Genomic DNA, 11,554 nt, shown 5'->3' on the forward strand with positions numbered 1-11,554 from the left:
CGGCCGGTCGGCTGCGGCGCCCGTCGCAGCCGGCCGGCACCACCGCCACAGCTGACGGAGGACCGCGCGTGCGCGCCATCGGCATCAACACCTGGGTCTGGACCTCACCACTGACCGACCTGAACGTCGACGAGACCCTCGACCACGTCGCGTCGCTCGGCTTCGACGCGGTCGAGCTGCCCCTGGAGAACCCCGGCGACCTCAGCGCAGAGAAGGTCGCCGTCGCCCTGGGGAGAAGCGGTCTCGACGCCTACGTCGTCGGGGCGATGGCGCCCGGCCGCGACCTCGTCGGCACCGACGCCGAGTCCGTGCGCGCCACCCAGGACTACCTGCGCTCCTGCATCGACCTGGCGGCCGGCATCGGCGCCGCCTCCGTGTGCGGCCCCTTCTACGCGGCGACCGGGCGCGTCTGGCCGATGTCGCCGACCGAGCGCAGGGCGTCGTACGCCGAGTGGCGCACGAACCTCTCGCCCGTGGTCGAGCACGCCGCAGAGCGCGGGGTCGTCCTCGGGATAGAACCCCTGAACCGCTACGAGACGTCGCTCGTCAACACCGTCGACCAGGCGCTGGAGGGGCTCGACGGACTGCTGGGCCCGAGCCTCGGCCTGGCCCTCGACAGCTACCACCTCAACATCGAGGAGCGCTCCAGCAGCGCAGCCATCCGCAGTGCCGGTGAGCATCTCGTCCACGTGCAGGTGTGCGGGAACGACCGTGGTGCCCCGGGTGGCGACCAGACGGACTGGGAGGCCCTGCTGGACGCGCTGGACGAGGTCGGCTACGCCGGCCCGCTCGACATCGAGAGCTTCACGGCCGACAACGCGGCCATCGCCAAGGCCGCCTCCGTCTGGCGCCCCCTCGCACCCAGTCAGGACGACCTGGCGCGCGACGGGCTGGCGTTCCTGCGCGACCTGGTGGGCGCCCGGGACGGGGGCCTGGCATGACGAGCCCGCAGCGGGGCCGCCCTCTCGGCGTCGCCGTGATCGGCCACTCGTTCATGGGCAAGGCCCACTCCAACGCCTGGCGCAACGTGAGCGCCTTCTACCCCGACGTGCCGCACACCGAGCAGCGGGTCATCGTCGGCCGCGACCACGCCCGCGTCAAGGCGGCCGCGGGCCGCTACGGCTGGCAGGAGGCCGCCACGAGCTGGCAGGAGGTGATCGAGCGCGACGACGTCGACATCGTCGACATCTGCACCCCGGGCCACCTCCACGCCGAGGTCGCCGAGGCCGCCCTCGCCGCCGGCAAGCACGTGCTCGTGGAGAAGCCGCTCGCCAACACCGTCTTCGAGTGCGAGAGGCTGGTCGAGCAGGCCGCCGACGCACGCGCCCGCGGGGTCTTCTCGATGGTCGGGTTCAACTACCGGCGCGTGCCTGCGCTGGCCCTCGCGCGCGACCTCGTCTCGAGCGGCCGCATCGGGGTCGTGCGCGAGGTTCGCGCCGCCTACCTCCAGGACTGGCTGGCCGATGCCGGCGCACCGATGACCTGGCGCCTGCGCAAGGACGAGGCGGGATCCGGAGCACTCGGCGACCTCGGGTCCCACGTGGTGGACCAGGTCCAGTTCCTGCTCGACGACGCCGTGACCACGGCCAGCGGCCGTCTCGAGACGTTCGTCGAGTCGCGACCCGGCAGCCACGGACCCGAGGCCGTGACCGTCGACGACGTCGCCTGGGCGTGGCTGGGCACGGCCCGAGGCGCCACGGTGAGCATGGAGGTGAGCCGGATGGCCTTCGGACGCAAGAACGGCCTGTCGCTGGAGATCTTCGGCGCCGAGGGCTCGATCAGCTTCCACCTCGAGTCGCTCAACGAGCTCGTGGTCGACGCAGGCACCGGAGGGACCCGCGTCCTGGTGACCGAGGCCGACCACCCCTACCTCGAGGCGTGGTGGCCGCCCGGCCACGTGCTCGGCTGGGACCACACGTTCACCTCCCAGGCCGCCGACTTCCTCGCCTGCATAGCGTCCGGGACGCCGCCCCAGCCGAGCTTCGCCGACGGGCTCGCCGTGCAACGCGTCCTCGCTGCCGTCGAGGAGAGCGCCGGCACCCGTGGCGCGCAGGTGGACATCGCACACTGAGACCTCACGCACCAGAAGGAGCCTCTCCATGGGCAAGCGCTTCACACTCTTCACCGGCCAGTGGGCCGACCTGCCGTTCGAGGAGGTGGCCCGGCTCGCCGGCGAGTGGGGGTACGACGGCCTCGAGATCGCCTGCTGGGGCGACCACCTCGACGCCTCTCGCTGGGACGACGCCGACTACGTCGCCTCCCGTCGCGAGATCCTGGCCCGCCACGGGCTCGACGTGTGGGCGATCTCAAACCACCTGCACGGTCAGGCGGTCTGCGACGACCCGATCGACTTCCGGCACCAGGGCATCGTGCGGGAGCGCGTGTGGGGCGACGGAGATCCCGAGGGCGTACGACGTCGCGCCGCCGACGAGCTCAAGGACACCGCGCGCATGGCTCGTGCGCTCGGTGTCGACACCGTCGTCGGCTTCACCGGATCCTCGATCTGGCAGTACGTCGCGATGTTCCCGCCGGTGCCGGCCGAGCGGATCGAGGCGGGCTACCAGGACTTCGCGGACCGGTGGAACCCGATCCTCGACGTCTTCGACGAGTGCGGGGTGCGGTTCGCGCACGAGGTGCACCCCTCCGAGATCGCCTACGACCACTGGACGACCCAGCGCACCCTGGAGGCCATCGGGCACCGCGAGGCGTTCGGCCTCAACTGGGACCCCAGCCACATGATGTGGCAGGACATCGACCCTGTCGCGTTCATCACCGACTTCGCCGACCGGATCTACCACGTCGACTGCAAGGACACGCGGATGCGCATCGGTGGCGGCCGCAACGGCCGGCTCTCGTCGCACCTTCCGTGGGGCGACCAGCGCCGCGGCTGGGACTTCGTCTCGACCGGGCGCGGAGACGTGCCGTGGGAGGACGCCTTCCGAGCCCTGTCCAGGATCGGCTACGACGGCCCTGTCTCGGTCGAGTGGGAGGACGCGGGAATGGACCGCCTGCGCGGAGCGCCCGAGGCGCTGGAGTTCCTCCGGCGCTTCGACTTCGACCTCCCCGAGACGTCCTTCGACGCCGCCTTCGACCAACGCTGAGTCGCCCTGTCGGTGGCGTCGTCCATGATCGGCGCATGGACCTTCTGACTCTCCTGATGACGCTCCTGCTCGGAGTGGCGCTGGGCGGGCTGATCGGCTGGCTGGCCGCCCACGCCCGGCGTGCGTCCGAGCCGGCTGCCGTGGCCGCCCTCGAGCAGCGCGCCGCCGAGCAGGCCGTGGTGCGCGAGGGCCTCGACCGTCTCCAGGACCAGCTCAGCGACCTCGCCCACGATCGCGTCGCCTGGCAGGCCCAGCTGCACCAGCAGGTGGCCGACATGCGGCAGACCACCGACAGCCTGCGCAGGGAGACCTCGAGCCTGGCCACCGCGCTGCGCAAGCCCCAGGTGCGGGGTCAGTGGGGTGAGCTCCACCTGCGGCGCACCGTCGAGTTGGCCGGGCTGGTCGACCACTGCGACTTCGCCGAGCAGGTGCAGTTCGACGAGGGGCGCCTGCGCCCCGACCTCGTGGTCTCCCTGGCGGGCGGCCGCACCATCGCGGTCGACGCCAAGGCCCCGTTGGCAGCCTTCCTCGACGCCGCGGGTGCGGAGGATCCGGCAGAGCACGACCGGGCCCTCGCGCGCCTCGGCGAGCACGTCCGCAAGCACGTCGCCGACCTCGGGTCGCGACGCTACTGGGAGGCCCTCCCCCAGACGCCCGAGTTCGTGGTGCTCTTCCTCCCGGGCGAGACGATCCTCCAGGCCGCGCTGCAGGCCGTGCCCGACCTCGTCGAGCAGGCCACCGCCAAGAACGTCGTGCTTGCCACTCCCTCCACGCTGATCGCCCTGCTCCGCACGGTCGCCCAGGGGTGGCAGCACGAGACGCTCAACGCCCAGGCCCGCCAGGTGCAGCGGCTGGGCCAGGAGCTCCACGCGCGCCTGGTCTCCATGGCCGGCCACCTCGACCGGGTCGGGCGCTCCCTCAACGCCAGCGTCACGGCCTACAACCAGGCGATGGGGTCCCTCGAGGGACGCGTGCTGGTCTCGGCACGCCGCTTCGCCGACCTGGGCGTGACCACGGACGACCTGGTCGAGCCGCGCCAGGTCGAGACCATGCCGCGCTCCCTGGCAGCGCCAAAGTTGGCTGCGCTCGGCGACGTCGCCGAGCCTGCCGGCGATCCCACACTCGACGACCTCCTGCCCGAGCCGGCCGACGACGTGTCGGCGCGCCGCGCCGAGGGCGCCTGAGCCACGGGCCTAGGTTGATCACCGTGAACCGGGTCCACGCCCCCTGGGAGGCGGGCTCCGAGCGGGCTCACCAGGTCGTCGCGCTCGGGGTCGCGCTCGCGCTGACGGCCGTCTTCCTCGACGTCTGGCTGGTCGGCCACCTCACCTTCTTCTTCGACCTGTGCTTCGTCGCGCTCTGCCTGGGGCTGGCCGCGTTGGTCAGGCGTGACGGCTTCTTCGTGGTGGCCCTGCTGCCGCCGCTGCTCATGGTCGCGGTGTTCGCATTCGTCTCCCTGGTGGCGCGCGACGCCGTCGCCGATCCGCGCGACAACCTCGTCCAGGCCGTCGTGTCAGGGGTCGCGACCCACGGCGTCGCCCTGTTCGCCGGCTACGTCCTGTGCCTGGGGTGGCTGGCGTGGCGGATCCGGTCGGAGCCGGCCGCACAGCCCGGGCAGGCCGACGCCGGCGAAGCGGGAGCAGAGGGTCCCATCCGTTCATTCATGTGAATGAACGCCGCGAGAGCGCGGTCCGGCGGGTCGCTCAGGCCTCGAAGCGGGACGCGTCCCCGGCCCCGTGTCGTACGACGACGGGCTCGGCCTCGGACCAGTCGATGACGGTCGTCGGCTCGGCGGTGACCTCGCCCGACTCGATCACGATGTCGACGACGTGGTCGAGGTCCTCCTTGATCTCCCAGCCCAGGGTGCGGGCCTCGGTCTCGCCGGGGAGGATCAGGGTGCTGGTGAGGATCGGCTCGCCGAGCTCCTCCAGAAGGGCGCACACGAGGCGGTGCTCGGGGATCCTCACCCCGACCGTGCGCTTCTTGGGGTGCATGAGCCGCTTGGGCACCTCGGTGGTGGCCGGGAGGATGAATGTGTAGGGGCCCGGCGTCGCCGCCTTGATGGCGCGGAACGACGAGTTGGCCACGTGGACGAACTGCCCCAGCTGGGAGAAGTCCTTGCACATCAAGGTGAAGTGGTGGCGCTCGTCGAGCTCGCGGATCGCGAGGATGCGGTCGCGACCATCGCGGTTGCCGAGCCGACAGCCGAGTGCGTAGCCGGAGTCGGTCGGGTAGGCGATCAGCGCGTCGTCGCGCAGCGCCTCGACCACTTGCGCGACGAGCCGCGGCTGCGGGTTGTCCGGGTGGATGTCGAGGAAGCGCGCCATCGGCTCAACCCTGGGCGGTCTGGGCGGCGCGAAGGTCGCGGCGCAGCTCGGGCGGCAGCGCGAAGATCAGGGACTCCTCGGCGGTGTGCACGGCCTTGGCGTCGGGGTAGCCGCGCTCGGCCAGGAAAGCGAGCACTCCGTCGACGAGGTCCTCGGGCACCGAGGCCCCTGAGGTCACCGACACCTTGTCGACGCCGTCGAGCCAGGTCTCGTCGATCTCGGAGGCGTCATCGACCCGGTAGGACGCCTTGGCCCCGGCCTCGAGCGCCACCTCGACCAGGCGCACGGAGTTGGAGGAGTTGCCGGACCCGACCACGATGACGAGGTCGGCGTCCTGGGCGATCTCCTTGACGGCGAGCTGGCGGTTCTGGGTGGCGTAGCAGATGTCGTCGCTGGGCGGGTCGAGCAGCAGCGGGAACCTCTCGCGGATCGCCGCGACGGTCTCCAGGGTCTCGTCCACGCTCAAGGTGGTCTGGGACAGCCAGGCGACCTTGCTGGGGTCGCGGACCTCGATGTTGACGACGTCGGCGGGAGACTGCACGAGCTGGATGTGGTCGGGCGCCTCGCCGGCGGTGCCCTCGACCTCCTCGTGGCCCTCGTGGCCGATCAGGAGGATGTCGTAGTCCTCGCCGGCGAACCGCTTGGCCTCGTGGTGGACCTTGGTGACCAGGGGGCAGGTGGCGTCGATCGTCTTGAGCCCACGCTCCTGCGCCTCGGCGTGGACGGCCGGGGAGACCCCGTGGGCCGAGAAGACGACCGTCTGGCCGAGGGGCACCTCGTCGAGCTCCTCGACGAAGATCGCCCCGCGGGACTCGAGGTTGGCCACCACGTGCTTGTTGTGGACGATCTGCTTGCGGACGTAGACGGGCGCGCCGTAGAGGTCCAGCGCCTTCTCGACCGTGATCACGGCCCGGTCGACCCCGGCGCAGTAGCCGCGCGGGGCAGCCAGCAGGACGTTCTTGGCAGTGTCTGGGTCAAGGACCGGTGGCATGCCGAGGTCGGAGCTCATGGGCCTGAGTCTAGGCACCCGCAGGGTACGGCGCAGTGTCGGCGCCGTCACCTAGAGTCACCGCGTGCCCACCCTCCGCGACGCGACCCCCGAGGCACCGGCGCCGGTGCGCGCGGTGGCCAATGCGGTGACCCAGTGGATCGACCGGCTCGGCGCCGTGTGGGTGGAGGGCCAGATCGCCCAGGTCAACCGCCGGCCGGGCGTCAACACCGTCTTCATGACGCTGCGCGACACCGTCGCCGACATCTCGGTGACGCTGACCTGCCAGCGCTCGCTGTTCGACTCCCTCAACCCACCGCTCGTCGAGGGGGCGAGCGTGGTCGTGCACGCCCGCCCGAGCTTCTACCCCAACCGCGGGTCCTTCTCGCTCCAGGCGCGCGCCATCAAGATGGTCGGTCTCGGCGAGCTCCTCGCCCGCCTCGAGCGCCGTCGCCAGCTGCTCGCCGCCGAGGGGCTCTTCGCCCCCGAGCTCAAGCGCGACCTCCCCTTCCTCCCCCACCGCGTCGGCCTCGTCACCGCGCCCAACAGCGCCGCCGAGCGCGACGTCTTGGACAACGCGCGGCGACGGTGGCCTTCGGTCGGGTTCGAGGTGGCCTACGCCGCCATGCAGGGCACCCGCTCCGCGGCCGAGGTCATCGAGGCCCTCGAGCGTCTCGAGCGCGACGAGCGCGTCGACGTCATCGTCGTCGCCCGGGGTGGGGGTTCGGTCGAGGACCTGCTGCCGTTCTCCGACGAGGCCCTCATCCGCGTGGTCCACCGGATGCGCACCCCCGTCGTAAGCGCCATCGGGCACGAGCCCGACCAGCCGCTGCTCGACCTGGTCGCCGACGTGCGCGCCTCGACCCCCACCGACGCGGCCAAGCTCGTGGTCCCGGACATGGCCGAGGAGGTTCGTGGGGTCTCCTGGGCCCGCGACCGCCTGCGCCAGCTGGTCGACCAGCGGGTGACCGGCGAGCAGCAGTGGCTCCACGAGCTGCGATCGCGGCCCGCCATGGCCGACCCTCGCACCCTGCTCGCCGACCGCGCCCACGAGGTCGAGGAACTGGTGGGGCGCGCCCGCCGCAGTCTCGGTCATCGCCTCGACCGCGCGGCCGACGACGTCGGCCACCACCGCGCCCGCGCCCGGGCCCTGTCACCGCTGGCGACGCTGCAGCGGGGCTACGCCGTCGTGCAGGACGCCGAGGGCCGGGTGCTCACCTCCGTCGCCGGCACCTCGCCGGGCTCCTCCCTCTCCATCCGCGTGGCCGACGGCCGCGTGCGAGCCACCACCGAATCCGTCGAAGGAGCAGCCGATGCCCCCACGTGAGAAGGCCACCGACAAGGCGGCCGACCAGGCTGCGACCGAGACTCCGACCTACGAGGACGCCCGGGCTGAGCTCGTCGAGGTCGTCCGCACCCTCGAGACGGGTGGCACCACGCTGGAGGAGTCACTGGCACTGTGGGAGCGCGGCGAGGCGCTGGCCAAGGTGTGCCAGGAGTGGCTCGACGGTGCCCGCAAGCGACTTGACGCCGTGATCGGCGACTCCGCCGAAGACTGATCCTGCGCGGATGCCGACTACCGTGTGAGCATCCCGAGGTAGGCCTCGATGTCCTCGACCGGCGCGGAGCCGTAGACGAGCACGGCATCGTCGTCGACCTCGGTGGAGTAGCCGTGGTCCCCGCCCGCGTCCGACCACGTCTCCCAGGTGTCGGCGACGTCACTGTCGACCTGCGCCGGCTCGCCGTCCACGTAGTCCTTGTCGATGTAGGTCCGCACCAGCTCCTCGATCGAGGAGTCCTCCTGCCGGATGCCGATGTAGTCGCCCTCGTCGGTCAGCACTCCGAGCCCCCACCTGGGGATGTCTCCGGCTCGCAGGTCGACGGTGGTGGCGATCCACCCCTCCGGCAGCTGCTCGGGGTGGACGACGCGCAGCCCTGCCTCCTCGGCGAGGCTCACGCTCTCCTGCCAGTCGATCGGCTCGGGCTCGTTCTCGATGTCAGGGCGGAAGAGCGCCCGCCAGCCGACGAAGGCGAGCACGACGAGCAGCGTCACCAGCATCGCGCCCACCATGCCGGAGAACGAGCGCTGGTATCGACTGGGCTGGTTGGCTCCGGGCTGCTGGCTCACGCCGTACATCCTCCCAGCGTCCTCACAGTCGCCGGACCCAGGTCAGACCTCCGCAGATGCGGCATACTTCACGCGTGACCACCTACAGAATTGCGGAAGCAGCCGAGGTCCTGGCGGTCAGCGACGACACCGTACGACGCTGGGTCGACGCCGGCCGCCTGCCCTCCCGCACGGCCGAGGGCAGGGCGGTGGTCGACGGCGCCGACCTTGCGGAGTTCGCGGAGGGGCTGATCGAGTCGGCCGCGGCCCTCGAGCGCGACCGCACTCGGGCAGGCTCGGTGAGCGCCCGCAACCGGATGAGCGGCATCGTCACCCGGGTCCGGCGCGACGCGGTGATGGCCCAGGTGGAGATGGTCTGCGGCCCCTACCGCGTCGTCTCGCTGATGAGCAGCGACGCCGCCGAGGAGCTCGGGCTGGAGCCCGGCTCGCGCGCCGTCGCCTCGATCAAGTCGACCAACGTCGTGGTCGAGGTCCCCTGATGCGGGCGCTCCTGGCCGTCGTCCTCGCCCTCCCACTCGCGGCGTGCAGCGGCACCGACGACGACCAGGTCCTCACCGTGCTCGCCGCCTCGAGCCTCGCCGACACCTTCGCCGACCTTGCCGAGCTGTTCGAGGACGAGCACCCGGGCACCGACGTGCGGCTGGTCCTCGGCTCCTCCACCATGCTGGCCGAGCAGGTGGTCGACGGCGCCCCCGGAGACGTCCTCGCGACGGCCGACGAGCGCTCGATGCGGGTGGCCGAGGACGGCAGCACCCTGGCCGACGGCCCCTACGCGTTCGCCGGCAACGCCCTCACCCTCGTCACGCCGCCGCAGAACCGGGCCGGCATCGCCTCCCTCACCGACCTGGACCGGGAGGGTGTCGACTACGTGGTGTGCGCGGAGGCCGCCCCCTGCGGCGCGCTCGCGGTGCAGCTGCTCGACCAGCAGGAAGTCGCGCAGCCGCCCGCCAGCCAGGAGGTCGACGCCCGGGCCGTGCTGGCCCGCGTCGAGCAGGGCGAGGCCGACGCGGGGTTGGTCTACCGCACCGACGCCGTGGCAGCCGGCGACGCCGTCACCGAAGTGCCACTTCCGGAAGGGCTGACCACCAACTACCTCGTCGCGCCCCTGCACGGCGACGACGCCGAGCGTTCCGACCTCGCAGCGGAGTTCGTCACCCTCGTGCGCAGCAACCGGGCCCGCCAGGTCCTCCAGGACGCCGGCTTCAGCGGGGTCGTGGTCGAGTGAGCACCAGCGGCCTGAGCACCGCGCGACTGGGCAGCGTCCGACTGGGGCGGGCTCCGCTCCTCCTGGTCGTCCCGGCCGTGTGTGGCGTCGCGCTGCTCGTCGTACCCCTCCTCACGCTCGTCCTCGACACCCCGTGGCGGACGCTGCCCGAGCACCTGGGCTCCGAGCCCGTACGACAGGCGCTCGGCATCACCGCAGTGAGCAGCCTGCTGACCGTCGCCGTGTGCGTCGTGATCGGCACCCCGCTGGCCTGGCTGCTGGCGTGCGTCGACTTCCGCGGCCGGCGGGTGGTCCGCTCGCTCGTGCTGGTTCCGCTGGTGCTGCCGCCGGTGGTCGCGGGCGTCGCGCTGGTCACCGCCCTTGGCCGCAGCGGCCTGGTCGGGCAGCACCTGCCGTTCTCGGTCCCCTACACGACCGCTGGCGTGGTCCTCGCCCACACGTTCGTGTCCCTGCCGTTCTACGTCCTCGCGGTCGAGGGAGCCCTGCGCACCCGCGGAGCGGCGTACGACGTCGTGGCGGCGACGCTGGGTGCCGACCGGTGGACGACCTTCCGCCGTGTCACGCTCCCGCTCGCCCTCCCAGGCATCCTCGCCGGCAGCGCCCTGGCGTGGGCCCGCAGCCTCGGCGAGTTCGGGGCGACCATCACCTTCGCGGGGAACTACCCCGGGTCGACCCAGACGATGCCGAGCCTGATCTACGTCGCGCTCGGGTCCGATCCCATGGTCGCCCGGACGCTGAGCCTGATCCTGCTGGTCCTCTCCGTCGCGGTCCTGGTGCTCCTGCGCGAGCGGTGGGCCACCCGGTGAGCGGGGGGCCGACCATGCTCGTCCGGGTCGACCTGCCGGGCCGGGTCGTCGCGCAGCTGGAGGTGCCGGCCGGTGAGGTGCTCGTCGTCATCGGGCCCAACGGGGCCGGCAAGTCGACGCTGCTGCGAGCCGTCGCGGGGCTGGAGCGGGCCGCGGTGCGGGTCGGCGACGACGACTGGACGGACCTGCCGGTTCCGCGGCGCCGCATCGGCTACGTCTTCCAGGACCAGAGCCTCTTCCCCCATCTCTCCGCGGTGGCCAACGTCGAGTTCGGGCCGCGCTCGCGCGGTGTCCCCCGCCGGGAGGCGCGCGCACGGGCGCGGCACTGGCTCGACCGCTTCGGCATCGGTGACCTCGCGGACCGCGGGCCCGGCCAGCTCTCCGGGGGCCAGGCACAACGCGTCGCCCTCGCCCGGGCGCTGGCCACCGACCCGCAGGTCCTGCTGCTCGACGAGCCCTTCACCGGCCTCGACACCACGGCGGCGACGTCGTTGCGGATCGAGCTGTCCCAGCATCTGCGCGACTTCGCAGGAGTCACCCTGCTCGTCACGCACGACGCGATCGACGCGCTGACCCTCGCCGACCGGGTGCTGGTGCTCGACGGCGGCGTCGTCGCGCAGGTCGGGCGTCCCGAGGAGGTCGCCGCCCGGCCACAGACGGCTCACGTGGCACGCCTCGTCGGGCTCAACGTCGTACGGCTCGGGGACGAGCTGGTCACCTTCAGCCCGTCGGCGGTGAACGTCTCGGTGCGCGAGCCCGAGGGGTCTCCGCGCCTGAGGTGGTACGGCACCGTGGCGACGCTCGCTCCCCACGGCGACGCGCTGCGCGTGCTGGTCCGCGGCGAGACGGATCTGATCGCCGACGTGACGCATGCAGCGGCTGCAGAGCTGGGACTCGTGGCCGGGCGAGACGTCTGGTTGTCGGTGAAGGCCACGGCTGTGAGCCGTGAGGGCACCACCGCGAGGGGCCGCTAACATTC

The 11,554-nt window shown here is 72.1% G+C and carries 14 protein-coding genes; 11 read left to right on the forward strand and 3 right to left on the reverse strand.

Annotated elements, in window-relative coordinates; genetic code table 11:
• The first annotated feature begins 68 nt into the window (after positions 1-68).
• From EXE58_RS02845 to EXE58_RS02865, 5 genes are read left to right on the forward strand one after another with little or no spacing between them, the layout of a single operon-like run.
• Positions 69-941: a sugar phosphate isomerase/epimerase family protein gene (locus EXE58_RS02845; protein ID WP_135266482.1), complete on the forward strand. Its 873-nt coding sequence runs from the start codon at positions 69-71 to the stop codon at positions 939-941.
• Positions 938-2,071 (forward strand): Gfo/Idh/MocA family protein, encoded by a 1,134-nt coding sequence (locus tag EXE58_RS02850; RefSeq protein ID WP_135266483.1) that lies wholly within the window; start codon positions 938-940, stop codon positions 2,069-2,071. The genes EXE58_RS02845 and EXE58_RS02850 overlap by 4 nt, the downstream gene beginning before the upstream one ends.
• 28 nt (positions 2,072-2,099) lie before the next feature.
• Positions 2,100-3,101 (forward strand): sugar phosphate isomerase/epimerase family protein, encoded by a 1,002-nt coding sequence (locus tag EXE58_RS02855; RefSeq protein WP_135266484.1) that lies wholly within the window; start codon positions 2,100-2,102, stop codon positions 3,099-3,101.
• A gap of 35 nt (positions 3,102-3,136) precedes the next feature.
• The gene (locus tag EXE58_RS02860; protein ID WP_135266485.1) at positions 3,137-4,285 is read left to right on the forward strand and encodes a DNA recombination protein RmuC; all 1,149 of its coding nucleotides are present in this window, start codon (positions 3,137-3,139) and stop codon (positions 4,283-4,285) included.
• A gap of 23 nt (positions 4,286-4,308) precedes the next feature.
• Positions 4,309-4,770: a DUF6542 domain-containing protein gene (locus tag EXE58_RS02865; protein ID WP_135266486.1), complete on the forward strand. Its 462-nt coding sequence runs from the start codon at positions 4,309-4,311 to the stop codon at positions 4,768-4,770.
• 34 nt (positions 4,771-4,804) lie between these two features.
• On the opposite strand, the gene EXE58_RS02870 is transcribed toward EXE58_RS02865, so the two are convergent.
• Together EXE58_RS02870 and EXE58_RS02875 are read right to left on the reverse strand one after the other, a co-directional pair.
• On the reverse strand, positions 4,805-5,428 hold the full coding sequence (locus EXE58_RS02870; RefSeq protein WP_135266487.1) for an L-threonylcarbamoyladenylate synthase: 624 nt from the start codon (positions 5,426-5,428) through the stop codon (positions 4,805-4,807).
• 4 nt (positions 5,429-5,432) lie between these two features.
• Complete coding sequence (locus EXE58_RS02875; protein ID WP_135266488.1) at positions 5,433-6,437, reverse strand: 4-hydroxy-3-methylbut-2-enyl diphosphate reductase; 1,005 nt, start codon at positions 6,435-6,437, stop codon at positions 5,433-5,435.
• Positions 6,438-6,501: 64 nt separating this feature from the next.
• Between EXE58_RS02875 and xseA the strand changes: the two genes are divergently transcribed.
• Positions 6,502-7,743 (forward strand): exodeoxyribonuclease VII large subunit, encoded by a 1,242-nt coding sequence (xseA, locus tag EXE58_RS02880; protein ID WP_135266489.1) that lies wholly within the window; start codon positions 6,502-6,504, stop codon positions 7,741-7,743.
• The gene (locus EXE58_RS02885) at positions 7,730-7,975 is read left to right on the forward strand and encodes an exodeoxyribonuclease VII small subunit (RefSeq protein ID WP_135266490.1); all 246 of its coding nucleotides are present in this window, start codon (positions 7,730-7,732) and stop codon (positions 7,973-7,975) included. The genes xseA and EXE58_RS02885 overlap by 14 nt, the downstream gene beginning before the upstream one ends.
• Positions 7,976-7,992: 17 nt before the next feature.
• Here EXE58_RS02885 and EXE58_RS02890 read toward each other — a convergent pair whose 3' ends face one another.
• A complete protein-coding gene (locus EXE58_RS02890; RefSeq protein WP_167288645.1) occupies positions 7,993-8,544 on the reverse strand; it encodes a DUF4245 domain-containing protein in 552 nt (183 codons plus the stop codon).
• Positions 8,545-8,618: 74 nt separating this feature from the next.
• Between EXE58_RS02890 and EXE58_RS02895 the strand changes: the two genes are divergently transcribed.
• The 4 genes from EXE58_RS02895 to EXE58_RS02910 are packed head-to-tail and all read left to right on the forward strand — an operon-like array spanning position 8,619 to position 11,549.
• Positions 8,619-9,023 carry a TOBE domain-containing protein gene (locus EXE58_RS02895; protein ID WP_135266492.1) on the forward strand — a complete coding sequence of 135 codons (405 nt, stop codon included), beginning with the start codon at positions 8,619-8,621 and terminating at the stop codon, positions 9,021-9,023.
• Entirely contained in the window at positions 9,023-9,769 is a 747-nt protein-coding gene (gene modA / locus EXE58_RS02900; RefSeq protein WP_135266493.1) for a molybdate ABC transporter substrate-binding protein, read from the forward strand. Before EXE58_RS02895 ends, modA begins: the two co-directional genes overlap by 1 nt.
• Entirely contained in the window at positions 9,766-10,575 is an 810-nt protein-coding gene (gene modB, locus EXE58_RS02905; protein ID WP_244242397.1) for a molybdate ABC transporter permease subunit, read from the forward strand. Before modA ends, modB begins: the two co-directional genes overlap by 4 nt.
• 14 nt (positions 10,576-10,589) lie before the next feature.
• Positions 10,590-11,549, forward strand: a complete 960-nt coding sequence (locus EXE58_RS02910; RefSeq protein WP_135266494.1) for an ABC transporter ATP-binding protein — start codon at positions 10,590-10,592, stop codon at positions 11,547-11,549.
• Positions 11,550-11,554: the final 5 nt, after the last annotated feature.

The sequence above is a fragment of the Nocardioides seonyuensis genome (assembly GCF_004683965.1).
Lineage (GTDB): Bacteria > Actinomycetota > Actinomycetes > Propionibacteriales > Nocardioidaceae > Nocardioides > Nocardioides seonyuensis.

Coding starts and splice junctions, on each gene's coding strand:
- EXE58_RS02855 (WP_135266484.1), top strand. CDS start 2,100: ATGGGCAAGCGCTTCACACTCTTCACCGGCCAGTGGGCCGACCTGCCG.
- EXE58_RS02870 (WP_135266487.1), bottom strand. CDS start 5,428: ATGGCGCGCTTCCTCGACATCCACCCGGACAACCCGCAGCCGCGGCTC.
- EXE58_RS02860 (WP_135266485.1), top strand. CDS start 3,137: ATGGACCTTCTGACTCTCCTGATGACGCTCCTGCTCGGAGTGGCGCTG.
- EXE58_RS02885 (WP_135266490.1), top strand. CDS start 7,730: ATGCCCCCACGTGAGAAGGCCACCGACAAGGCGGCCGACCAGGCTGCG.
- EXE58_RS02850 (WP_135266483.1), top strand. CDS start 938: ATGACGAGCCCGCAGCGGGGCCGCCCTCTCGGCGTCGCCGTGATCGGC.
- modA (WP_135266493.1), top strand. CDS start 9,023: ATGCGGGCGCTCCTGGCCGTCGTCCTCGCCCTCCCACTCGCGGCGTGC.
- EXE58_RS02875 (WP_135266488.1), bottom strand. CDS start 6,437: ATGAGCTCCGACCTCGGCATGCCACCGGTCCTTGACCCAGACACTGCC.
- EXE58_RS02910 (WP_135266494.1), top strand. CDS start 10,590: ATGCTCGTCCGGGTCGACCTGCCGGGCCGGGTCGTCGCGCAGCTGGAG.